The sequence below is a fragment of the Aquirufa sp. TARAVU-A1A genome, from assembly GCF_054558675.1.
Genome location: NZ_JBPXKP010000009.1, coordinates 24,852 through 47,813, shown reverse-complemented (window position 1 = coordinate 47,813; position 22,962 = coordinate 24,852). Strand labels below are relative to the sequence as shown.

At 41.4% G+C, this 22,962-nt stretch carries 20 protein-coding genes; 13 read left to right on the top strand and 7 right to left on the bottom strand.

The window, feature by feature from the left end; genetic code table 11:
• Positions 1-6: 6 nt before the first annotated feature.
• Both V7S75_RS11590 and V7S75_RS11585 read right to left on the bottom strand, forming a co-directional pair.
• On the bottom strand, positions 7-2,214 hold the full coding sequence (locus V7S75_RS11590) for a TonB-dependent receptor (RefSeq protein ID WP_459514070.1): 2,208 nt from the start codon (positions 2,212-2,214) through the stop codon (positions 7-9).
• 44 nt (positions 2,215-2,258) lie between these two features.
• Positions 2,259-2,648 (bottom strand): hypothetical protein, encoded by a 390-nt coding sequence (locus tag V7S75_RS11585; protein ID WP_459514068.1) that lies wholly within the window; start codon positions 2,646-2,648, stop codon positions 2,259-2,261.
• Positions 2,649-2,928: 280 nt separating this feature from the next.
• Between V7S75_RS11585 and V7S75_RS11580 the strand changes: the two genes are divergently transcribed.
• Together V7S75_RS11580 and V7S75_RS11575 are read left to right on the top strand one after the other, a co-directional pair.
• Positions 2,929-4,380: a S8 family serine peptidase gene (locus V7S75_RS11580; protein ID WP_459514066.1), complete on the top strand. Its 1,452-nt coding sequence runs from the start codon at positions 2,929-2,931 to the stop codon at positions 4,378-4,380.
• Positions 4,381-4,382: 2 nt separating this feature from the next.
• Complete coding sequence (locus tag V7S75_RS11575; protein ID WP_459514064.1) at positions 4,383-5,489, top strand: acyltransferase family protein; 1,107 nt, start codon at positions 4,383-4,385, stop codon at positions 5,487-5,489.
• Here the strand turns inward: V7S75_RS11575 and V7S75_RS11570 are convergent.
• From V7S75_RS11570 to V7S75_RS11560, 3 genes are read right to left on the bottom strand one after another with little or no spacing between them, the layout of a single operon-like run.
• The gene (locus V7S75_RS11570) at positions 5,486-6,409 is read right to left on the bottom strand and encodes an ROK family protein (protein ID WP_459514062.1); all 924 of its coding nucleotides are present in this window, start codon (positions 6,407-6,409) and stop codon (positions 5,486-5,488) included. The genes V7S75_RS11575 and V7S75_RS11570 overlap by 4 nt on opposite strands.
• Entirely contained in the window at positions 6,390-7,322 is a 933-nt protein-coding gene (gene rsgA / locus V7S75_RS11565; protein ID WP_459514060.1) for a ribosome small subunit-dependent GTPase A, read from the bottom strand. The genes V7S75_RS11570 and rsgA overlap by 20 nt, the downstream gene beginning before the upstream one ends.
• Positions 7,313-8,554 carry a 3-deoxy-D-manno-octulosonic acid transferase gene (locus tag V7S75_RS11560; protein ID WP_459514058.1) on the bottom strand — a complete coding sequence of 414 codons (1,242 nt, stop codon included), beginning with the start codon at positions 8,552-8,554 and terminating at the stop codon, positions 7,313-7,315. Before V7S75_RS11560 ends, rsgA begins: the two co-directional genes overlap by 10 nt.
• A gap of 64 nt (positions 8,555-8,618) precedes the next feature.
• On the opposite strand from V7S75_RS11560, the gene ytxJ reads away from it, so the two are divergent.
• The 7 genes from ytxJ (at position 8,619) to V7S75_RS11525 (ending at position 15,812) form a co-directional block, all read left to right on the top strand.
• Positions 8,619-8,945: a bacillithiol system redox-active protein YtxJ gene (gene ytxJ, locus V7S75_RS11555; RefSeq protein ID WP_459514056.1), complete on the top strand. Its 327-nt coding sequence runs from the start codon at positions 8,619-8,621 to the stop codon at positions 8,943-8,945.
• A 5-nt stretch (positions 8,946-8,950) separates the two neighbouring features.
• Positions 8,951-9,754: a hypothetical protein gene (locus V7S75_RS11550; protein ID WP_459514055.1), complete on the top strand. Its 804-nt coding sequence runs from the start codon at positions 8,951-8,953 to the stop codon at positions 9,752-9,754.
• 12 nt (positions 9,755-9,766) lie between these two features.
• Positions 9,767-10,636 carry a lipoyl synthase gene (gene lipA / locus V7S75_RS11545; protein ID WP_459514053.1) on the top strand — a complete coding sequence of 290 codons (870 nt, stop codon included), beginning with the start codon at positions 9,767-9,769 and terminating at the stop codon, positions 10,634-10,636.
• Positions 10,636-11,823: a lycopene cyclase family protein gene (locus V7S75_RS11540; RefSeq protein ID WP_459514051.1), complete on the top strand. Its 1,188-nt coding sequence runs from the start codon at positions 10,636-10,638 to the stop codon at positions 11,821-11,823. The genes lipA and V7S75_RS11540 overlap by 1 nt, the downstream gene beginning before the upstream one ends.
• 66 nt (positions 11,824-11,889) lie before the next feature.
• Complete coding sequence (gene metK, locus V7S75_RS11535) at positions 11,890-13,146, top strand: methionine adenosyltransferase (RefSeq protein ID WP_459514050.1); 1,257 nt, start codon at positions 11,890-11,892, stop codon at positions 13,144-13,146.
• A gap of 106 nt (positions 13,147-13,252) precedes the next feature.
• Entirely contained in the window at positions 13,253-14,371 is a 1,119-nt protein-coding gene (locus V7S75_RS11530; protein WP_459514048.1) for a vWA domain-containing protein, read from the top strand.
• 1 nt (position 14,372) lies between these two features.
• Positions 14,373-15,812, top strand: a complete 1,440-nt coding sequence (locus tag V7S75_RS11525; RefSeq protein ID WP_459514046.1) for an AAA family ATPase — start codon at positions 14,373-14,375, stop codon at positions 15,810-15,812.
• Between the two features lie 35 nt (positions 15,813-15,847).
• Here V7S75_RS11525 and V7S75_RS11520 read toward each other — a convergent pair whose 3' ends face one another.
• Both V7S75_RS11520 and V7S75_RS11515 read right to left on the bottom strand, forming a co-directional pair.
• Positions 15,848-16,180 carry an HPF/RaiA family ribosome-associated protein gene (locus V7S75_RS11520; protein WP_459514044.1) on the bottom strand — a complete coding sequence of 111 codons (333 nt, stop codon included), beginning with the start codon at positions 16,178-16,180 and terminating at the stop codon, positions 15,848-15,850.
• Between the two features lie 127 nt (positions 16,181-16,307).
• Positions 16,308-17,945 carry a VRR-NUC domain-containing protein gene (locus tag V7S75_RS11515; RefSeq protein WP_459514043.1) on the bottom strand — a complete coding sequence of 546 codons (1,638 nt, stop codon included), beginning with the start codon at positions 17,943-17,945 and terminating at the stop codon, positions 16,308-16,310.
• A gap of 162 nt (positions 17,946-18,107) precedes the next feature.
• On the opposite strand from V7S75_RS11515, the gene V7S75_RS11510 reads away from it, so the two are divergent.
• The 4 genes from V7S75_RS11510 to V7S75_RS11495 all read left to right on the top strand — a co-directional run bounded on the left by V7S75_RS11510 (position 18,108) and on the right by V7S75_RS11495 (position 22,907).
• Positions 18,108-19,298, top strand: a complete 1,191-nt coding sequence (locus V7S75_RS11510; RefSeq protein WP_459514041.1) for a phosphoglycerate kinase — start codon at positions 18,108-18,110, stop codon at positions 19,296-19,298.
• Positions 19,299-19,379: 81 nt separating this feature from the next.
• Complete coding sequence (locus V7S75_RS11505; RefSeq protein WP_459514039.1) at positions 19,380-21,836, top strand: bifunctional UDP-N-acetylmuramoyl-tripeptide:D-alanyl-D-alanine ligase/alanine racemase; 2,457 nt, start codon at positions 19,380-19,382, stop codon at positions 21,834-21,836.
• Between the two features lie 356 nt (positions 21,837-22,192).
• Positions 22,193-22,552, top strand: coding sequence for an ArsR/SmtB family transcription factor (locus V7S75_RS11500; protein ID WP_459514038.1), 360 nt, complete (start codon positions 22,193-22,195; stop codon positions 22,550-22,552).
• Positions 22,553-22,571: 19 nt separating this feature from the next.
• A complete protein-coding gene (locus V7S75_RS11495; protein ID WP_459514036.1) occupies positions 22,572-22,907 on the top strand; it encodes a hypothetical protein in 336 nt (111 codons plus the stop codon).
• The last annotated feature ends 55 nt before the right edge of the window (positions 22,908-22,962 follow it).

Sequence of the window (22,962 nt, the reverse complement as noted above, 5' to 3'; positions counted from 1 at the left end):
TATTATTTAGTTGATTTTATAACGTAATCCTGTGTAAACCATTCGACCCGCGACAGGTCCCCAAACCATTGTTGCATCAAAACCTGTCTTAAACGGATCAGAGGCACCCATGATCGGGTTGCTTTGTGTAAAATTAAAAAGATTTTCTACGCCAAGGTACATTTCCCATTTTTTAAATTGGCGTGTCACTTGCCCATAAACCATCGAAAACGCTGGGGCGTTCACCTCGGGCGCATCAGTCGTATGTACATAAGCGTTCGGAATTCGACGCTCCCCGCTCCATTGCCAAGTCAAGTCAAATTTCCATATATCATATTTTGTTGCGTAGGCAATATTGACGAGCACACGATCCCGGTTCAAGAAAGGTTTCGTTAATCTTCTCAAGCTTCCATTTTGGCCATAATAATCGGAAGCCACATCTTGAAATCGATAAGCTGTCTTCCATTCCAAACGAGGGATGGGACTATAATTAAATTCGATTTGAGCACTTTTGGCATAAGAGACACCAGGACTTGAATACATGCGAATCGAATGAGCTGTCTCCATGTCCACGATCCATTGATGTGTAAAATCCGTTTGAAAATAATCAAAAACTAGATTCGCTTTCCGACTCCCCAACGTAAAATCATGTGTCAAACTGAATCCATAATTCCACGCTTCTTCCAAAGGATTTAGATTACCCGACAATTGTAGATAGCGATTATTCGCCAAGAAGCCCATATTTTCTGCCAAAGGATTCACACGTCGCCAACCTTTTCCCGCGGAGACACGCGCATACCAATCCGATGCGATATCCCATTTGGCATGCAAACGAGGAACCCATTTCGTGCCTAATTGATTATGAAAGTCGATGCGATTACCTAGCACCAAGGTAAACTTATTCGGAACTGTCAGTGTGTACTCACCAAAGAAACCCGGAACCAATTCGGTCCGTGCATAAGTCGAATCTAAATAACGCTCCTGATAGGAATCATACAAGAAACTAGCCCCTGCTTTCCACGTATGATTTGTATTGTCAATCATCGACTGATAAATCAAATTCCCAAACATACTCTGCTCCCTACCCGCATATGGCTTGAGTGCAAAATAGGCATCATTTTGATGTTGGCTTGTCGACAAAATTAAACCAACGCCCTTCCAAGGTTTCGTAGGAAACAAACGAGCAATCTTGGCAAATGCTTCAAAACGACCCGTATTACTCCCAAAACCATAGACCTGATAACGATTCGATTGTTGTTCATCGAAGCCATTTTGACCGGCTAGTCGGGATTCCTTCAAATAAGCTACCCCAACTTGTAGCATCCAATGTTCCGTCGCATATTTCCAGCGATTCATCACATTAATCAAACTAAATAAAGGCAAATCCATGAATCCATCTCCATTCCCATCGATACGCGCAGCTTGTTGGGAATAATGTGTCAATAAAGCTGTTGAAAGCTTTCCATTGAATTTATGCGCAGCTTGCTGATTGACCTCAAACCGCCCCTGCGAATTCCCATAGGCATTTAAAAAATACACCTCCGAAGTATCTGGTTTGGCTAATTCCATGTTGATCGCCCCCGTCATGGACTCATAGCCATTCACCACGGAACTTTGGCCTTTCGCTAAATCAATCGAACGAATCCAAGTGCCTGGAATGTAATTCAACCCATAAGTTGATTTTAAACCACGAATCGAAGGAACATTTTCCACTTGCGTCTGAACATAGGTACCCGAAAGCCCTAAAAGCGAAATTTGTTTGGCTCCCGTGACGGCATCCGTGAAATTGACAGATACGCTTGCGTTGGTTTCAAAACTCTCAGATAGATTGCAACATGCCGCTTTCGCCAGGGTTTTCATGGTCAAAATTTCACGACTTTGAATGGATTGTACATCGTGTCCACCTGGACTTGCGAGGACTTTAACCTCCGACAATTCAGCATCATTAGCGCGAAGATGCACATGAACAAATTGGGGTTTCGTAACCCATACAGAATCGGGGGCAAAGCCAACCGAACGAATGAGTAACCAACCGGGAAAGGTTTGAACTTTGATCGAAAACAAACCATTGGCTCCTACAATGCCGCCTTGATTATCGGGTTTATAATACACTGATGCGCCTGGCAAGTCCTCCATTTTGCCAGAATCATCCAGGCTCATCACCCGACCGGTGATTTCTTGTGCCATCGCCTGCGAACAAATCAGGCAAAAAATCAATACATATTTTGAGTACATGAGATAAGCTGTTTTAGTGAACTAAATGAAATCATTTAATCCGCCTAAATCAGATATACTTGCAACAAGGCACGCCGAAGCGATTGTGCAATTGGTATGCTTGCTGAATAGCTTTTGACGGTATAACCCACACCAGTAACAGGCTTGAATTGAGCAATCGAATCATGATTAAATGTTGCCCAATCGGCCGTAAAAGCTTGTTTTTTGACAGAATTGACCGAATGTTGTTTAACCTGAAAATGCTTGTAATGGAAACAAGTCGACCGTTTAATTTGTGTTTCTTTCGGATGACCCGTTGATTTTTGAATCGTCCAAGAAGCCTTTTGAATTCCGGTAAATAAACAGGTGGATTGAGTCCACGAAAAACCCACATTGGCTGCTAAAAACCATGTTACAAATAAAAGCAAGAAACCTCGATTCAAATAGTTGCGCATCAAATTTCAGCCTTAAATAAAATTTCAAACGAATAAATCTGAAAATTTGTTCCAAATATATTTAAATATAAGTAAATTCACCGAATCAAAATGTGTTCTACCTATCAAATTCCTTAATTTAGTCATCTTACTGGCTTTCATACAGAGCGCAATCGCGCAAGGAACAACGACCCCCAAATATAGGTACCTCATTTTATTCAAAGACAAACAAGCGAACAGCTATACGTTAAATCAACCGCAAGCATTTTTAAGTACACGAGCGCTTAACAGGCGTGCGAAAATGCAAATTAAACTCAGCGAACAAGATTTACCAGTAAGTCCGACCTACATCAATCAAGTAGCTAGCCAAGGGGCAACGGTACTTTATCCACTTAAATGGATCAATGGAGCTGTAATCAAAACTGAGCCAACAAACCTCAAAAAAATCCTTGAAATTCCCTCAGTCAAAGGCTTTTATAAAAACATGGCCTTAGACTCCGTTAGTGGTATCCAAACAAATGCTGCCTATCGCAAAATTTCCGATGAATCCTTATTGGATTACGGTGTTTCATTTGCCCAATTAACTCAAATTGGGGTAGATATCATGCACCAGAAAGGCATCCATGGAGAAAACACATTGATTACCCTATTGGATGATGGTTTCCTGTACGCGAATATTTCACCTGTCTTGGCTCCCATATTCAATGAAAAAAGAGTTTTAGCAACTTTGACAACTGACCCAACTGAGAAAAATGTGTTCAATGGGGGTTCGCATGGAACAGAGGTATTAAGTACCATTGCGGCACAAGCAAATGGCAAGCTATTTGGTACAGCTTATATGGCCAATTTTGCTTTGGCACAAACTGAAGAAAGTGATCATGAATTATTAATTGAGGAGGCCAATTGGCTTCGCGGAGCTGAATGGGCAGATAGCCTAGGGACGGATGTTTTGAGTTCTTCTTTGGGATACACGACTTTTGACAATTCCAAATATGATCATACCTATCGGGATATGGATGGAAAGACAGCGCTAAGCTCAAAAGCTGCGACCTGGGCAAGTCAGCGCGGCATCATCTGTAGCATTTCAGCAGGCAACGAAGGATCATCAAATTGGCAATACATTTCTTCTCCTGCAGATGCAGATTCTATTTTAAGCGTTGCGGCCGTAGACCGAACGGGACTACGCGCTTCTTTTAGTTCCATTGGTCCTAGCTTTGACAATCGGATTAAGCCCGACATTGCTGCGATGGGCCTAGCAACGATTGGCAGCTTACCGAATGGAACCATCAATGCATTCAGTGGAACCTCTTTCTCGGCACCCTTAGTCGCAGGCTTAGCAGCTGGATTAGTCCAAGCAAACCCAACAAAAAATGCTTGGGAAATTATGCAAGCACTTCGTAGGTCGGGAACCCTAGCCACAAAACCGGATAATTTTTTAGGCTATGGCACACCTCATTTTGAACGGGCAAGCCAAATTATTAACCCCATTCTCGGAACGGAACCTACATCGCCTCACGCCGTTAAATTCTATCCCAATCCCGTATCCATCGGACAAGCTATCCATATTGAACACGATCAAGTATTACCTATGACGCTAGAAATAATTTCTGCACAAGGCGCTGTAATACAAACCCTTACAAACATCACATCCATTTCAGAAATTTCATTACCTCCTTTCGTTTCTGGCAAATATTATTTTAGATTTACATCCGGTTCAGGTAGTCAAACGATACCTGTTCTGCTAAACCTTTAATAATGAAAACACGATTTTTGTCTTTGGACATCCTACGCGGAATCACATTAGCGGGGATGATTCTCGTTAATACATCAGGAAACGGGGACTTTACTTACGGCCCATTAAAGCATGCCAAATGGCATGGTTTCACGCCAACAGATCTCGTATTTCCCACTTTCTTATTCATGGTAGGCGTTGCCATGCGATTTTCTTTTAAGTCCTTTAATTACGCACTCACACCACGCGTTAGAACGAAAATCATCAAACGCACCTTGTTGCTTTTTTTAATCAACTACGTAATATTCTATTTCCCATTCACGGATTTCTCATTTGAAAAAATGCGATTCCTGAACGTATTACCGCGAATTGCACTCTCTTACTGTGCCGTTTCATTTATTACCTTACGTGTACAATCGTCTTGGCTAACCCGAATCAATGTCCTGATTTTACTTGCATATTGGGCTATCATGGCATTTTTTGGCGACACAAATGCTCCCTATGAATTAAGCACGAACGCGGTATTGAAATTAGATTTATTTTTGTTTGGGCCAAATCACTTGTATCATGGCAATGGAATACCCTTTGATCCAGAAGGTTTATTAAGCACCTTGCCAGCCATTTCCACTTGCCTACTGGGCTACCAAGCCAGTATTTTCTTGGAAAAACAACGTGCAATCAATAAATCACCTTTAGCGAATTTGCTCGTTTATGGATTCGCATTAATAGCCATCGCATTGATTTGGGACAAAGCTTTTCCCATCAACAAAAAACTTTGGACGAGTTCGTTTGTATTGCTCTGCGCAGGGATTGACTTTATTTTAATCGGATTGTTGAGTTGGTGGATCGAAACCAAAGAACGGCATTTTGCCAATACATTCTTCCTGGTATTTGGGACAAATTCAATTTTAGCCTATGCTGTTTCGGAAGTTTTATCCATTCAAATGGGCAAAATTGAAATGCCAGAAGGAAATGGTGTTACCGACCTAGGAACTTGGTTGTATTGGCATATTTTTGAACCGGTATTTGGGAAATACAATGGATCTCTAGCCTTTGCCATCAGCTTCGTGCTAGTTTGCTGGGTTATATGCTACGTCTTTTACCGCAAAAAGTGGTTCTTAAAAGTCTAGGCAAATAGCATCGCAGCACCAAAAACACCCGCGCTATCACCCAATTTTGGCTTTACAATTGGCGTTAATACCTCGCCTGAATTGAAAATGTATTTTCGGATACGGTTATAACCTTCCGTATATAACAAATCAATATTGCCTAGTCCTCCCCCGATCACAATCACGTCGGGATCGATCACATTGATTAAGGTAGATACCGCCCGACCGAAATTCTCCAACATGCGTTCGACCGTAGCTGTTGCAGCCGAATCTGATTTGGCTTCATAAAGCCGCATAATCTCGGGCATACGTTTGGCAGAACCCGAAAGATGCGCGTAAAACGCTTCGAGCGCTGGGCCAGAGATGACGTGTTCTACGCATCCCGACTTCCCACAATAACAGGCAGGGCCTTCTTCATCTAAAATATTATGTCCCCACTCGCCTCCAATGCCATGTAGGCCGTTGACTACTTTTCCATGGGCAACCAATCCACCACCGACTCCCGTTCCCATAATGATTCCAAAAACCATTTCGGCATTCGGATTAACGTCCTGAACTGCCCCAAGCAAGGTTTCTGCAAGGGCAAAACAGTTCGCATCATTCGCAAGTTTCACCTCACATTGCAAAATTTCAGCTAAATCCGCAGCCATGGGTTTCCCATTCATGCATACGGTGTTGCAGTTCTTCATCGTTTGTGTGCGTGGATTCAGAACACCCGGCGTAGCAAAACCTATCTGCTTGGGACTTTGTCCTAGTAGGGACGCCACTCGATCAACTAATAATTTGACTTGACTTAAGATATGCTCATAGCCCTCACTCGCTTCAGTATCGATACGCTCACGGATCAAAACTTCAGCAGGATTCGAAGCATTCAAGACTGCACATTCGATCTTGGTACCGCCCAAATCAATCCCCCATAAATTAGCGTCGGTTGTCTTCATTATCGAAAATACTTAAATAACTTAAATAACGACTCGCCGCGATTTCAGCATCATCCACAGCCTTTCGAACCGCACAAGCGGGTTCAGATAAATGCAAGCAATTATTAAACTTACATTCGCCCAAAAGCTCGCGCATTTCAGGGAAATAATGGGCTAATTCCGTTTTTTCCATTTCAAACACGCCCATCTCATTGATCCCTGGACTATCAATCAAATAGGTTCCCGGATTCATTTCCCACATCGTTGCATAGGTCGTGGTATGAACACCTTTTTGGGCAAAATCCGAAATCTCTTTGGTCTTAATTTGTAAACCCGGCGCGACTAAATTCATTAAACTGGATTTCCCTACGCCGGAATGGCCCGCTAATAAGGAAACCTTGTTCTGGAAAATGGCTTTAAATTCTTCCACGCCTTGATTCGCCGGAATGGAAGTAAACAAAATACCATAACCTAGCTCTTGATACAAAGCCGCATATTCAAACACTTGATCTTGTTCAGCTTCAGTGAGCAAATCCATTTTATTGAATACAATTTGAACCGGAATACGGAAAGCCTCCGCAGTTACTAAAAATCGATCCAAAAAGCCTAAGGATGTTTTCGGGGATTTCAGGGTCATCACGAAAATCGCTTGGTCAACATTTGCCGCCATCAGTTGTCCTTGCGCGGTCTTGTGTACCGACTTCCGAATGATGTAATTCGTCCGAGGAAGAATCTCTTCAATCACAACCGTCTCATTTGCTGCATCTTCCACCGCATACAAAACATGATCCCCAACCGCAATTGGATTCGAGGTTTTCGGACCTTTTAATTTGAACTTCCCTTTCAAACGGCCAGCAAAAACCTTCCCAGATTCCGAACGAATTTCATACCAGGAACCTGTTGATCGCATGATGAGACCTTTATTTAATTCCATGGCTTTTCATTCAGGTAATTCATAATTTTTTGTGTTGCCCCAGCTTGAAGCGCTACGAATGTACGCGCCTGAACTTGCTTATTCACAAACACATCCTCGGCATCGTAAATCTCATGCATTTTGTTCTTCAGGCTTGCTGTATCTTCAATGGGATATGCCAAACCAAATTCGACCAAATCCCGCGCCTCTTTAAATTTAGTGTAATTTTTATTGCCAAAAAATACCGTAGGCCCATATACACTCGCCTCCAAGGTATTGTGCAATCCCGCCCCAAAGGCCCCTCCAATATAAGCAAAAGAAGCTCCACGGTAAATCTGGGCTAAATAACCCACTTCATTGACAATCAAAACTTGTGCCCCAGAAACGGCGGCATCTTTTGAATACTGAACGGGCAATTGAATCGCAGATTCCCATCTTTTCATTTCATCTGCATGAATTTCATGCGGAACAATGACCCATTGAAACGGAAACTCTTTCGAATTAATTAACGGAATCAAGACATCCATATCGGCCTGCCATACAGACCCAAGCACCATAAATGCCTGATTATTAACAAACTGATCTAAGACCGGCCAAGGTTTTGGTTGACGTAGATGCTGCACAACACGATCAAATCGGGTATCTCCACCTACTTGAACGTGCTCCAAACCTATTCCATCCAACAAAGCCTTCGAGGAAGCATCCTGCACAAAAATCTGCGTAAAGCATGTTAATAGCGCGCGAAAAAAACCACCATACCAAGTAAAAAACACTTGATTAGGTCGAAATATGGCTGATATCAAAATCGTAGGAATGCTTCGTTGGCGAAGTCCTCGCAAATAAAAATACCATAATTCATATTTGACAAATATCGCCACCTTCGGTTTCACGAGATTCAAAAAACGTTCGCTCGAGCGAGCTCCATCTAAGGGTAAATAACTGACGTAATCAACATCTTTGGCATTTTTCCGCACCTCGTATCCCGAAGGCGAAAAAAAAGTTACCAAGATAAAATGATCCGGATATTGAGCACGATAAGCTTCCATGACGGGTTTCCCCTGTTCATATTCCCCTAATGAGGCAGTATGAAACCATGCTACAGGCCGATTATTTCCCGACAATGCAATTTCCAAGCCTTGCCAAACGCTAGATTGCCCAGAATTCCACAATTGTGCTTTAGGTTTCACATAGGAAACGAGCCGCACTAATTGTCGGTACAAAAACAAGGCCAAAGAATACAAGCAAACTATCAAGTTTTTACTAAATTTGATGTTGAATCAATAAAATTACTAAATAAGCAGCAATCTGCCTCAACAAATGAATTGGATTCCCTTAACCACTGAAGCCCAACTGGATGAAATCGTTCAACTTTCTGCGACGAAACCCACCTTGATCTTCAAACACAGCACCCGTTGCTCCATTTCTTCCACGGCATTAAGTCGATTAGAACGCGCTTGGGATGCGGAAGAAAGCCCGGCTTATTACCTGGATTTAATCGCTTATCGTCCTATTTCAGGGGCTATTGCTGAAAAATTTAATGTGGAACATCAATCGCCACAAGTCTTGGTGATTAACCATGGAAAATGTAGCTATTCCGCAACCCATTGGGACATTGCCATGGATGAAATCAAACCCTATTTGTAAAAATTATGCGGTATTGCATCTTTCTTTCTTGCCTATTTATTTCCTTGAGCTCATGGGCACAACGAAAATCAACGTCGGCGGAAAGTACCCTGCAAATACCGAGTAAACAAACGACTAGTAGGCAATCGAAACTCCCAACGGATAAACTTTCAAGTACCTGGGCAATCGGAATTAGTTCGACAACCAATTCAGGAATTATTGGCGGCATAAATTTCCGAAAATATTGGTTAAATGAGGGCAAAAGCCAATCATTTGCCCAAATCGACGCAGACATCATCAAGGATTATCGGGAATTTACTTCCCCCTATTCGTACAATGGTCGGTCCTACATCGAAGGAAAACTCAATCAATTAATTGTTATCCGACCGGAATACGGACGAAGATGGACTTTATTACAGAAATCTGCAGAGGGAGGGCCCGCGTTAAAAGGGATTTTCACAACAGGGCCTAGCATTGGATTGCAGAAGCCCTATTACGTAGATATTTCTTACACAAATACTGCCACTTCACAAACGACAACATTAGCCGTGCCCTATGCAAAAACCTTAGACAATTCCTATCCTAAGGCATTTATCATCGGTGATGCGAGTTTTATCAATGGGTTTTCAGAAGTTAAGCCTGTCCCTGGATGGCACGTAAAATCTGCCTTAAACCTTGAATTGGAATCCTTTAAGCAAAACCATATGAGCCTGGAACTCGGATTTTGTTTGGATTATTTTACAAAACCCATTGAAATGTTAAACCAAACCGAGGGTCGCGGTGTTTATACGACCGGATACCTGACATTTTTCTTTGGAAAAAGTCATTAAAACGCCAAACAAATGATTGAATTACCTCAAGTAAATCCCGTACCTGCCAATCGTAAGCCCGATTGGCTTCGTGTCAAATTACCTATTGGTGAAAGTTATACCAAGGTGCGTAAACTCGTGGATGAATATAAATTGCATACCATTTGCCAATCTGGAAATTGCCCAAACATGGGCGAATGCTGGGGCGAAGGTACGGCTACCTTCATGATTTTAGGAAATGTTTGTACGCGCTCATGTACGTTTTGCGCGGTGGCTACTGGCCGACCGCAAGAATATGACGAAGACGAACCTCGTCGGGTCGCTGAGGCAATCCGTTTGATGCAGGTAAAACATGCGGTAATCACATCGGTTAACCGCGATGAACTAAAAGATAAAGGGGCTGAAATTTGGTACCAAACCGTTCGCGCCGTGAAGGAAACGACACCTGCTACGACTATTGAGACATTGATACCGGATGTGAAGGCCAACTGGGATGCCTTGATTCGCATGATTGAAGGAGGACAAGAAGTGGTTTCTCACAACATGGAAACGGTTGCACGTTTATACCGTTATGTGCGTCCACAAGCCAAATACGAACGCAGTTTGGAACAAATCAAACGCACAAAAGAATTTGGAAAACGAAATAAATCAGGCATCATGCTGGGCTTAGGCGAAACTCAAGACGAGGTATTCCAAGCGATGGACGATTTAGTTGCGAACGGATTGGATGTGTTGACCTTAGGGCAATATTTGCAGCCTACGAAAATGCACCATGAAGTGATTGAGTGGATTCACCCCGACAAATTTGCCATGTACAAAGAAGAGGGCCTAAAGCGTGGCTTAGCTTATGTAGAATCTGGGGCATTGGTACGCTCTAGCTACCACGCAGAAAGACATATCTAATGAGTAACGAAGCGATTGAAAATCCCAAACAATATACCTACATCATCGCTGGTGGTGGTATGGCGGGACTTTCACTCGCTTATTACATATCCGAAAGTTCGCTCACATATGAGCGCATTTTAATCCTAGATCAAGGTAACGAATCCCCCAAAACGTGGAGTTATTGGAGCGATGAGCAACATCCTTTTGATGCGTTTGCGGAACATAGTTGGAGACATTTAGAAATTAATTCCTTTGCCAACAAACATCTCAATTTAACGATTGCCCCCTTTGTTTATCGGAAAATTGAAAGTGGAACTTGGACAAAAGCAATTCAGGAAAAGCTTCAGCAGAACCCTAAATTTGAATTCTTTCAGGCCAAAATTGAGGGCTTTAGCTACCAAGGAAAATTCGCACAAGTACTGACGGATAAAGGAATTTTCGAAGCGACCGAAAAGGTTTTTGAAAGCGTTAGCCCCTACCCTTGTGATTTAACAAATCAGAAAGAACTGAAACAACATTTTGTAGGACTTAGCATCGAGACGAATTTTCCACTCTTTAATCCTAACAAAGCCACCTTATTTGACTTCCGAATTGCCTTTACGAATGCCTGCGAATTCATGTATGTATTACCCACAAGCACAAGAAATGCGCTATTTGAGCATACTTTTTTTTCAAGTACCCTACTTGAAGAATCGGAATATATACAACAAATCAAAGCCTACCTTTTTGCCTACCATGGCCTTAGCGATGATGATTACGAAATAAATGGCACAGAAAAAGGCATCATTCCGATGAATTACGTCGAAATACCTCAAAACCTTCACCAGAAAATCATTAAAATTGGGACAGCAGGTGGATTCGTGAAAGCCAGTACTGGATATTCGTTTAAGCGTACGCAGCGCTTATTAAAATCGCTAATATGCCAACTCGAATCGAATAATAAGAATGCTCAAGTTATTCAACAAAAAAGCTTTAAGGTTTTACTTGATCGCATTTTCATTCAGGTCTTGGTAGACCAACAAGTCAAAGGAAGTACCGTTTTTGAACTATTGTTCCAGAAAAATTCGGCACAAACAATGCTTCGCTTCCTCGATGAACAAACCAGTGTTTGGGAAGATTTACGCTTAATGACCAGCGTGCCTACTTGGCCCTTCATGAAAGCCTTCTTCAAAATTGTATTCCAAAGGCCAACCTTTTACAAATAAATGGTTGCCGACCCGAGATATTAATCTTAAATTTGCACGATTTTTTAACATAAAAAGAAACAATCAATGGCTTATCTATTTACTTCAGAATCAGTATCCGAGGGACATCCCGATAAAGTAGCTGACCAAATTTCAGATGCGTTAATCGACCATTTCATGGCCTTTGACCCAACATCTAAAGTTGCTTGTGAAACCTTGGTAACAACAGGACAGGTCATTTTAGCGGGTGAAGTAAATACGACAACCTATTTAGATGTTCAAGCAATTACACGTGAAGTGATTCGTAAAATCGGATATACCAAAGCTGAATACATGTTTGAAGCTAATTCTTGCGGTATTTTATCTGCTATTCATGAGCAATCTGCCGACATCAACCAAGGTGTTGACCGGGCAAAACCGGAAGAGCAAGGTGCAGGTGACCAAGGAATGATGTTTGGTTTCGCGACGAAAGAAACAGAAAACTACATGCCTTTGGCATTGGATTTGGCACACAAAATCTTACAAGAACTATCATATATTCGTAATAATGAGCCTAATTTAATTGGCTACTTACGTCCAGATGCGAAATCGCAGGTAACGATCGAATACAGTGACGATCATACTCCTCAACGTATTGATACCATCGTAGTTTCAACGCAACATGATGATTTTGCTACGGAAGCAGAGATGTTAGCCAAAATCAAAAAGGACATCGTTGAAATTGTTATTCCTCGCGTGATGGCGAAATTAAAGCCTGAATTGCAAGCTTTGTTCAATGATACGATTACTTATCACATTAACCCAACGGGTAAATTTGTAATCGGTGGACCGCACGGAGATACAGGTTTAACAGGCCGTAAAATCATCGTAGATACTTATGGTGGAAAAGGTGCGCACGGTGGTGGAGCATTCTCAGGAAAGGATCCATCTAAAGTTGACCGTTCAGCAGCCTATGCAACGCGTCACATTGCTAAAAACTTGGTAGCTGCAGGATTATGTGATCAAGTATTGGTTCAGGTATCTTATGCAATCGGTGTAGCAAAACCATGTGGCTTATTCATCGACACGTATGGTACGGCAAAAGTAAACTTAACGGATGGTGAAATCGCACGTAAAGTAGAAGCTATTTTCGATATGCGCCCATACTTCATCGAGCAACGCTTGAAATTGCGTAACCCGATTTATTCAGAAACGGCTGCTTATGGCCACATGGGACGTAAGAACGAAGTTGTAACGAAAACGTTCAACGGTCCAGGTGGAAAAAAAGTAACGAAAGAAGTGGAATTGTTTACATGGGAAAAATTAGATTACGTAGATGCAGTTAAATCAGCATTCGGAATTTAATCTCCATATCGATAAGGAAAAGGTGCTCCCCCAAAGAGCACCTTTTTTTATGACATAAATTTGGCTTTATTTGAACAAATTTAGGCGTTATTGAGTTAAGAAGGACATGAGCAAAACAGGCAAAAAAGGTTTTTATTTCAAAGAATTCGAAGAAAAAAGCGTTTCGCCTTTCGATAAGCTCTTCGGAATTTTCAAAGAACTCATCACGCATACTTCCGGCGATTTTGATGAAGCCATCGAATGGCTGCGTGAATTGGATAAAGAGTATGAATTAACGGATGAAAATTATACAATTGAAGATTTCATCGAAGACTTAAAAGCCAAAGGCTATATCCGTGAAGAAATTGACGAAAATGGAGGTTCTGGATTAGGCATTACGGCTAAAACCGAACGCGCGATCCGACAAACAGCCTTAGAAAATATCTTTGGCAACCTCAATAAAAGTGGCGCAGGCAATCACAAAACCAAAGCATCAGGCCAAGGTGATGAGTTGACGGGTGAATTCCGGTCCTATCACTTTGGAGACAGCTTGGAAAAAATATCCCTGACAGAAAGCCTTAAAAATGCGCAAATCAACCACGGAATCGGGGAATTTGAATTAACGGAGGAGGATTTAGTCGTAGAGGACACGCAATATAAATCTCAAATGAGTACGGTTTTGATGATTGATATCAGCCATTCCATGATTTTATATGGCGAGGATCGAATTACTCCGGCTAAAAAAGTAGCGATGGCTTTGGCAGAATTAATCACCACCCGCTACCCGAAAGACACTATCGACATCCTCGTATTCGGAAACGATGCTTGGAGCATTTCAATCAAAGATATCCCCTACCTAAAAGTAGGACCTTACCACACCAATACCGTCGCCGGATTGCAGTTGGCCATGGATATCTTGCGACGCAAGCGAAATACCAATAAACAGATATTTATGATTACCGACGGGAAACCGAGCTGCGTGCGTGAAAAGGATGGCACCTATTATATGAATAGCAACGGCCTTGATCCCTACGTGACGGAGAAATGTTACACCCAGGCGGCGCAGGCTAGAAAATTACATATTCCCATTACGACTTTCATGATTGCGCGCGATCCGTATCTCCAACAGTTTGTGGATAAATTCACGGAAGCCAACCAAGGAAAGGCCTTTTACACGGGCCTTCGTGGCTTAGGGGAAATGATATTTCAAGATTACGAAACGAATAGAAAGAAAAGACTCAAATAAGATGATTAAGAATTTAGGAGAATTAAAGGCTTCAGGCTACCAAAGTAAATCCATCAAAGATGAATTACGCGATAATCTCATTAAACACATGGAGGCCGGAACGACGGTATTTGAGGGTGTACATGGATTTGAAAATTCGGTCATTCCTGAGTTAGAACGCGCGATCTTATCGCGTCATAACATTAACTTGTTGGGATTACGTGGTCAAGCAAAAACACGTTTGGCTCGTTTAATGGTCAATTTATTAGATGAATATATTCCCTATGTGGCAGGTTCTGAAATCAATGATGACCCCTTAAATCCCATCTCCCGCTTTGCCATCAATTTGATTGAAGAACATGGCGACCAAACACCCATTGCTTGGTTACACCGAAATGACCGTTTTGCGGAAAAATTAGCAACACCCGATGTGACGGTTGCCGATTTAATTGGCGATGTAGATCCGATCAAAGCGGCTAATTTAAAACTTTCCTATGCAGATGATCGGGTCATCCACTTTGGGATGATTCCACGGGCGAATCGTTGTATTTTCGTCATCAATGAAATCCCTGATTTACAAGCACGTATCCAAGTTGCCTTATTCAATATTTTGCAAGAAGGTGACATTCAAATCCGTGGCTTTAAATTGCGTTTACCGCTTGATGTACAATTCATCTTCACTGCGAATCCGGAAGACTACACAAACCGTGGAAGTATCGTGACTCCCTTGAAAGACCGGATTGGATCTCAAATTTTGACACATTATCCAGAAAGCATCGCCATTGCTCGGAAGATTTCAAGTCAAGAAGCACGCATCAATACGGCACAAAGCGATCGCGTGTATATCCCGAATTTAGCTTATGATTTGTTGGAGCAAATCATCTTTGAAGCCCGACAAAGCGAATACATCGACCACAAAAGTGGCGTGAGTGCACGTATGAGCATATCCATGTTGGAGAGCTTAGTCAGCACCGCCGAACGACGCGCCTTGCTCAATAACGAAAAACATACCACAGTTCGCTTAGCCGATTTTATGGGTATTATTCCCGCAATCACAGGTAAAGTGGAATTAGTGTATGAAGGCGAACAAGAAGGCGCGGCATTCGTGGCTGAACAATTAATTGGTCAAGCCATCAAAACATTCCTTCCTGGCCTATTTCCTAAAATCGAAAAGCTAAGCAAGAAAATCGAAGAGAGCCCTTACAGTAACTTGTTAGAGGCCGTATTTGCGGATGGTGGCATTGTGTTATATGATGAGTCGACCGACAAAGATTATCAGTCAACTTTAGACGAATTAAAACCGCTGAAGGCATTGGTTTCGAAATACCAACCAGAGACCTCTGCCGAGGATCGATATTTTGTTGGAGAGTTTGTATTGTGGGCTTTAGCGGAACATCACAAATTGGGCAAAGAACGTCTGCAAGATGGATTCCAGTTTAAAGATTTACTAGGAATACTATAACAAAAAAAGCGCCCTAATTGGGGCGCTTTTTCATTTTATTCGAGGGAAAGACTGAGCTTATCCGTTTTGACTTGATTGATTTTAGATTTGAATCGCTTGATTTGTTCAGCTAATGCATTTAATGCTAAATCAAGGGCTTCTTCAAATGAGCGTGCGGTTTCTTTCACAAATAATATCGCACCGGGTACCGCAATTTTAATTTCCAATAACTTCTCTCGCATTTTACCTTCGCCTTTGGCCAACTTCAAAAATACTTCGCCTCCGGTTATTCGATCATAAAAAGTATCTAATTTATTCAACTTAGCTTGAATGCTATCCAACAATTTACGATCAGCACTGAAGTGAATGGCGTGTACTTGCACTTTCATAATCATTAAATTTAAAGGGTGAATAGATGCTTTGGGAATCTTAGCAAAGCCACCGAAAAACAGAACGTTTTAGATTCATCGAAAAGGTATATTTTTTTCGAAAGCTTGTCAAGCAATTAACAAAAATTTATTTCCAAACAACGCGAATCAATAAAACGGGAATACCCAATTCTGAAAAAGAATCATGCCAAAAATGCTGTATAGCCGATAAATGATCGTTGGGAGACTTCACTTCAACAAAAGCGTATTCGTCGCCACGTTGGATAAATAAATCAGGAAAACCTTTCGCATGCGTAGATAAACGTGACCACATGAGTGTTAGGACTTGTTGGAGCGCATTGACCTCTACACATTCCAATACACGTTCTATTAACTCCCAATTGAAATACACCCAATCCACCAAAGGATTAATAACACCCTGATGCTGCTCGGCGACACTACGCATGTGCGCTAAAACCTGCGAACGATCATGGAGTAAATCCATTAATTCCGAGAATCTTTCCGGATTTACTTGCGTAAAATCAATGGTAGGGGCATATTGAAAGGGGTGATGAAAACCTGCGCTTCGATCCGTGAAAATTAATTCCCAAGTGAGCAAACCTAAAATATTCTTCCAAACACCATTTTCTGAAAACACAGCATAATAGCCCTGCTCCGCATAATAATCCATGAGCCCCTGTTCCACCCTACCCTGATAAGATTCATCAATTTCAATTTTCGCCGCCTTTTTCAATCGGCCTGTCACCTGTTTGACTTGTTTTTTCGATGCCTGCCGAGCGATAAAATCTTGAAAAAAGTGTAATTCAGTCGGGTTCTCCACATGCAATTGACCAAATTCAGCCCATTGAATGGCTTCATCTATGCGTTTTAATTTGGCCAAAATACGCACCCGCCGCTCCAATGCTTGCGCAGAACCTGCCAACTCATAAACTTCTAAGGCATCAGGCAAATAGTTTTGCCTTTCTAGAAAACGCCCCACTTGAAACAATAAACGTTCATAAGCCGGAAGTGCTAATTCCGACAAATCATGGGCCATCGGAATGATGGACTCGAAAAGAGATTCTTTCAGTTGGCCCGGATCCAATTGATCCTGTTGCTCATAAAACCATTCGCGCCAAAGACTCAACTGCCACTTGTCATCAATTTCTTTCCGAGTGGTAAAATAGGGTTGAAAATCCGCTTCATCGACCTCCACATATTGTCGGTGCCCTAAATCCCTGACAACAAATTCCTTCAAATCCCGATTCTTGCTACCAAAAAATAGAAAGGAACAGAAATGATACATTTCCAATTGCATGGGTTTTATCCAATCACTTGTTTGAAAGGATTGACTCAGTGGTTGACCGACTAACAAATCCACCAAAGCCTGCTTGGATAAAGCGTTGAATGACTCTTTGCTTGTTGAAATCTCCTTAATGAGGTTAACACAGGCTTGCTTGGTCAATACCTGTAAAACTGCAGGAGTAAAAACGGTTGTGTCGTATTCCCCTACAAAGCCTTTGGAAATCAATTCTTCAATAACCAAATCCAAGGAATCGATTTCGGCATAGTTTAATTGTGATCGATTAAACCAAGTGACACTCCTACCTGCTAAGCGGAGGTAGAGGCATTGTCCACCAAAAGAGAGCGACTGAAAGGATGAGATAAATTCGGATTCGGAAGGATTTAGCAAATTTTTATAATGCTTATCCACATATCGCAAAACATATTGAAAGTAATCCCAGTAATAAGTTGGAGAAAAATTGGTAGGTTCAGCGCTCTCCATGAATTTTGCGAATAAATTTTACCCTAAAATAGGACTATTTGAGTATAAATTTCAAAATTTTCAACAGAAAATTAGATTTTTTCAACAATTTCAGAAATGATGCTATATTTGTAGGCCTGATATATTTCGGGTTAATCACTCCATATTAACGAAACAAAATTTATGCAAACGGTTTCAAATTTCAACTTTGCTGGCAAAAAAGCATTAGTTCGTGTTGACTTCAACGTACCTCTTAATGAGCGATTTGAAATTACAGATGATACGCGTATCAAAGCAACCATTCCTACAATTCAGAAGATTCTTTCTGATGGTGGTTCGGCGATTTTGATGTCACACTTGGGAAGACCGAAAGATGGTCCAACAGAGAAATACTCATTGAAACACTTAGTTACTCCCCTTTCATTGGTATTTGGAGTAAAAGTAAAATTTGCAACCGATTGCATTGGAGACGATGCAGTTGAATTAGCAGCTTCACTTCAACCAGGCGAAATCTTATTGTTGGAAAATTTACGTTTCTACAAAGAGGAAGAAAAAGGTGATGAAGGCTTTGCGCAAAAATTAGCTCGTTTGGGAAATGTTTGGGTGAATGATGCATTTGGAACCGCACACCGTGCACATGCTTCTACGGCTGTTATGGGCAAGTTTTTCACCGAAAAAGTTGCTGGCTACGTAATGCAAGCTGAACTTGAAAACGCACAAAAGATTCTTGAATATTCAGAGCGTCCATTCACGGCAATCATGGGTGGTTCAAAAATCTCAGATAAAATCTTAATCATCGAACGTTTATTGGACAAGGTTGATAACTTGATCATCGGTGGTGGAATGACATACACATTCTCGTTAGCAGAAGGTGGTAAAATTGGTAAATCAATCTCAGAGCCAGATAAAGTTGAATTAGCGAAAGAATTAATCGAAAAGGCAAAAGCCAAAGGTGTTAATTTAATTATGCCAGTTGACAATGTTTGCGCAGATGATTTCAATAATAATGCAAACCGTCAAACAGTTAGCCGTGGTGAGATTCCTGACGGTTGGGAAGGTTTAGATATTGGTCCAGAATCCGTAAAATTATTCCAAGATGTCATCGCAAAATCGAAGACAATCCTTTGGAACGGCCCTATGGGGGTTTTTGAATTCCCGAACTTTGCGATTGGTACGAATGCCATTGCTGATGCGGTCGTAAAAGCAACCGAAGAAAATGGTGCATTCTCATTAATTGGTGGTGGTGATTCAGCATCAGCGGTAAATAACGCAGGTTACGGAGATCGCGTTTCTTATGTGTCTACGGGTGGTGGGGCATTATTGGAATACATGGAAGGTAAAGTTTTACCAGGTGTAGCGGCGCTAGAAGCATAATTGCCAATACGTATAAATTTTAAAAGGCGAGGAGTTTTTCCTCGCCTTTTTGTATTTTAGTCTTTTGGTCAATGTGCAACTATGATTTACCCCAACGAACCCGTTCAGTTAAAATCGACTTACATCAGTTTAGACAGTCGGCAAATATATGAACCCCAAGACACAGCTTTTTTCGCAGTCCGGGGTTTGCATCACGACGGGCACCAATACGTTGAATCCTTGTACCATAAAGGTGTCCGTGAGTTTATCGTAGAGAGATCAGCTTGGAACGGCCCTTTGGCAGAAAAAGCTAAAAGTTGGACCAACACATCCATCTGGGTTGTCACAAATTGCATTGAAACCTTACAACATATTGCGCATTTACATCGGATGTCGTTTGGACTTCCTATTGTGGGCATTACGGGGTCAAATGGTAAAACCACCTGCAAGGAATGGTTATATACGTTAACGAAGCATAAATTTCAGGTTGTTCGCAGTCCCAAAAGTTTTAATTCTCAAATAGGCGTTCCGCTTTCTGTGTGGGGCATAAAAGCCCAACATGAACTCGGGATCTTCGAAGCGGGTATTTCACAGAAGCAAGAAATGGATCGCTTAGCATCCATTATTCGACCTGAATTCGGCATCCTCACCCATATTGGAGAGGCACACGGTAAGAACTTTGCCAGTGAAGCCGAGAAATTAGAAGAAAAACTAAAGCTTTTCCGCCATTCCAAAAAGCTCATTTACCGGGCTACTCCTGCTACTTCCGCTATCGTGATAGCGACGATGCAGAAAAGCAATCCGACATGCGAGCTGATTAGTTGGAGTACCACCGACCCCAATCAATCCATCTACGTTTATTGGAAAATTACAGGTAAAATCAGCCAATTAAAATTCCAAAAACGAAATCAATCCGAACCATTTCTAAGCATACAGAGCCATTTACATGATGAAGCTTCGCTGGAAAACCTAAGCCATTGCCTCATTCAAGCCCATGTGTTAGGCATGAGCAACGAAGAACTAACCATGGCGGCAATGGGAATTAAACCCATCTCCATGCGCTTAGAAATCAAAGAGGGTGTACGGAATAACCAACTCATTGATGATTCCTACAACAATGACTTGGATGGACTTAAATTGGCCCTACCGCTCTATAAACGCTACGAAGAGAAAAAAAAGGTATTAATCATCAGTGATTTTATTGAAACAGGGATTGCAGAAGAGGAACTCTATCGACAAATCGCGCAATTAATAGAAAACCAAAAAATTGAAAAAATCATAGGAATAGGCGCACAAATAGAAAGGAATAAGCACCATTTTAAGCAAATCCATACTTATTCAACAGCGGAATCTCTCATCGAATCGGGAGATTTGACAAGTTTACACGATTCCGTAATCTTATTGAAAGGTGCTAGAAAATTTGCCTTTGAGAAGATTGTTAATGCACTGGAAACCAAGACCCATTGCACACAATTAGAAATTAATTTAGATGCCCTACAACACAATTTAAGCTATTACCGAGGAGTAATCGGTAACAATACCAAAATTATGGGTATGGTTAAGGCGCAGGCCTATGGTGCAGGTGCGGTAGAAATTGCCAAAATACTTCAAACACAAGGAATCGAATACCTAACCGTTGCTTATACTGACGAAGGAGTCCATCTTCGAAATAATGGCATTTATACACCTATCATGGTGATGAATCCACAAGTAGAAGAATTCGATAAAATGGTATCCTATGCACTAGAACCTGAAATATATAATTTCAGTTTATTGGCCGCCATTGATGAATATAGCACGAATCAAAACAAGAATATCAAAATCCATATCAAATTGGATACGGGCATGAAACGACTCGGATTTGAGATGAGTGATATACCCCAACTCATGGATGAACTCAATCAAATGCCCCAACTCTGGGTTGTGAGTATTTTAAGCCATTTAGCAGCCTCAGAAAACCCAAAACATAAAGAATTTACCCTATACCAAATAAATCAATTCAAAGAAGCTGCTCAAGCGATTAGCGATCGATTAGGTTATAAGCCACTATGGCATATTGCCAACTCCGCAGCGATCCAAAATTACCCTGAAGCACACCTTGATATGGTCCGATTGGGCATCAGTATGTATGGAATTTCAGGCAATTCGGTCGAAAAAAATGCATTAGAAAACGTATTATCTCTCAAAACATACGTATCCCAGGTAAAAAATGTGGCAAAAGGCGAGACAGTAGGATACGGACGAATAGGACAATTCGAAGAAGACGGCAAGATAGCAACCTTAGCCATTGGTTATGCAGATGGTTACAGTCGGGCCTTAGGAAATGGCCAAGGGGCGTTTGAAATTCACGGCCAACTGTGCCCTACCATCGGTAGCATTTGCATGGACATGTGCATGGTGGATGTCAGTAAAATAACTGGTATAAAGGAAGGAGATGAAGCCATCGTATTTGGTGGAAAAATACAATTAGGACAATTAGCCAAATCTGCACAAACAATCCCTTATGAAATGATGACAAGTATCTCTTCACGCGTCAAACGAATCTACATACGCGAGTAATAATCGAAGCAATAATCAAACCCAAAAGCACTAGCCACCTAATCGAATTCAGGTGGCTATTTTTTTGCCTCGTACACAAACTACAACGTATATATTTCTTACCAACATAGCTTAGCTTGGTGTAACAGCTATAATCAACCTTCAGCTTATAACCAAAGTATAGCAAGTGAAGCACTTAGCTTTAAAGCTAAATATATTTACCCATTCATCTAATTAATTAGCAGTAAAGCTAATTTAATTTAGCTAAAACGCTAATCAATTAGTCGAGCGGCTAATTAGCTATTCATTAGCTCGACAGAACTCGATTTTGTATTCTTCATGGAATATATTAACTTAGCTAAATAAGTAATCATTATATGACAATCGAGGCGATTAGTAAGGCGATAGGTGATGAATCCCGGCGTAAGATCATTGAGATGCTCAAGGATGGCGAAATGCCAGCTAGTAGTATTTTTGATCAATTCGACTATGCCGCACCTACCATTTCCCGACACTTATCTGTATTAAAAGAAGCTGGCCTTGTGACGACGCGAAGGAACGGAGTCTTCATTTACTATGCGCTCGAAAAAGAAGCATTAAACCAGTTGGCCACCTGGCTCAACCCCTTGCTCCCACCGACCAATCCGGTAGCTAAACCCGCTCCAAAGGAACGTGTTGCAAGGGCGCCAAAAGTCAAAATAGAAAATCCATTTGATAAATTTCAAAGTGAATTTTAATTAGAATAATACAATTTTTATGAAACGATTTGTGATCATTATTCGTGGCCCAGTAGAGGGAATTTCTGGAGCAAACAGTCTTGCTTCCACCGAAGAATTGGAGCAAATTCGTACGTGGTTAAAATCCATCAAGGAGCAATATCAAGACATGCTCTATCAGAAATTTTCGGGACAAACCTTATATTTAGGAGCAAGTGGAAAAATTGAACAAAAGATAGTTCAGTTAATTGACGGAGGAGAGATCTCTCAAGTCATTACACTGATCATGTCCTCCTGGGAAGAAGCAACACGTGTTGCGGAGAGTTTTCCCTTTCCCAATACCTTTTACACGGTTGAATTACGCGAAATGGCATAAAAAGCCCCATACGCAACGTATGAGGCTTTTTAGCGGCTATGCCGCGAGAATCGCG